1 protein-coding gene and 1 pseudogene are annotated in these 1,408 nt (G+C 68.1%); both read left to right on the top strand.

Annotated features, from left to right (window positions below; all coding sequences use genetic code 11):
- Positions 1–132 precede the first annotated feature (132 nt).
- Positions 133–1,148 (top strand): annotated as a pseudogene (locus tag BN903_RS05060) (AI-2E family transporter).
- Between the two features lie 49 nt (positions 1,149–1,197).
- A partial coding sequence (locus BN903_RS05055) for a tryptophan-rich sensory protein (protein ID WP_048076663.1) occupies positions 1,198–1,408 on the top strand: 211 nt, incomplete at its 3' end.

The following is a 1,408-nucleotide window of genomic DNA, read 5'->3' as shown; positions in this document are numbered from 1 at the left end:
TGACCCGACCGACCGCCGCCCGTTTCCCTCCCCTCCTTTCCTCTCTCCTTCCCCCCTCTCCCGACTCTCGGAGTCCGAGACCGACCCGGCGCTCCCGGTGACGTTTATAACCCGCCGGAGACACAGACGCCCATGAACCGCGGGCAATCGTTCCTCCTGCTTCTGATGGGCGCGGTCGCGCTCCTGACGCTCTTCGTCATCCTCCCGTTTATCGAGTACGTGATCGCCTCGGCGATCCTCGCGTTCGTCCTCTACCCGTTCCACCGGCGGCTGACCCGCCGGCTCCAAACGCGGGTCTCGAAGCGGTTCGGCGAGATGCTCTCGGCGCTGACGCTCATCCTCTCTGCTATCGTCGCCGTGATCCTCCCGCTCGCGTACATCACGTGGGTGTTCGTCCGCGATCTCACCGCGATCGCCGCCGGCGACACGACGATCGACGTGGCGGCGATCGAAGCCGAGATCGCGGCGCTGACCGGGCAGAACCCGGAGATCGGTGAGATACTCCAGACCGTCGGGCAGCAGCTCGCCCAAACACTGTTCGGCGGCTTCAGCGGTATCCTCACGACGGCGGTCCGCGCCTCGGTCGGGCTGTCGCTCGCGCTGTTTTTAGTCTACTACGCGCTCATCGACGGCCCGGCGTTCGTCAAGTGGATCCGCGCGGCGAGCCCGCTGCCGTCGGACGTCACCGCCGACCTCGTCGAGCGCGTCAACGTGATGACGCGCGGCGTCGTCATCGGGCACATCGTCGTCGCGCTGCTTCAGGCCTTCATCGCCGGGCTGGGGCTGTGGGCTGCGGGGATCCCCAACGTGGTGTTCTGGACGTTCGTGATGGCCGTGCTGGCGCTGCTCCCGCTCATCGGCGCGTTCTTCGTGTGGGGACCGGCAGCCGCGTACCTCGTGATCGTCGACCAGGTGACGGCCGGCGTGTTCCTCGCCGTCTACGGCGTCGCGGTGATCGCGATGGTCGACAACTACGCCCGCCCGCTCGTCATCGACCAGCAGGCGCATCTCAATCCCGCGATCATCCTGCTCGGCGTGTTCGGCGGCATCTACTCGGTCGGGTTCACCGGCCTCTTCGTCGGTCCATCGTGATCGGCGTGCTCGCGGCCACGCTGGAGACGTTCCGCGAGGACTACGACGCGATCTGAGACCGGACCCGGCGTGGGGGTTTACTTCAACGCCCGCCGTACTTCGGCCATGGCAACGACCGCGACCTCCCGGCTCCCGGGCCGACGCGACACCCTCCTCATCGCCGCCGCGGCGGTCGGGGTCAACCTGATCGGCGCGCTCGGCGTCCCGTTCACGACCGCCCGGAGCGCCTGGTTCGCGTCGCTCGAACTCCCGGCGTTCTACCCGCCGAGCTGGGCGTTCGGCGTCGTCTGGCCGATCCTGTACGCGCTGCTCGGCG

It is taken from the genome of Halorubrum sp. AJ67, assembly GCF_000513435.1.
This window is presented reverse-complemented; position numbering and strand designations above follow the sequence as displayed.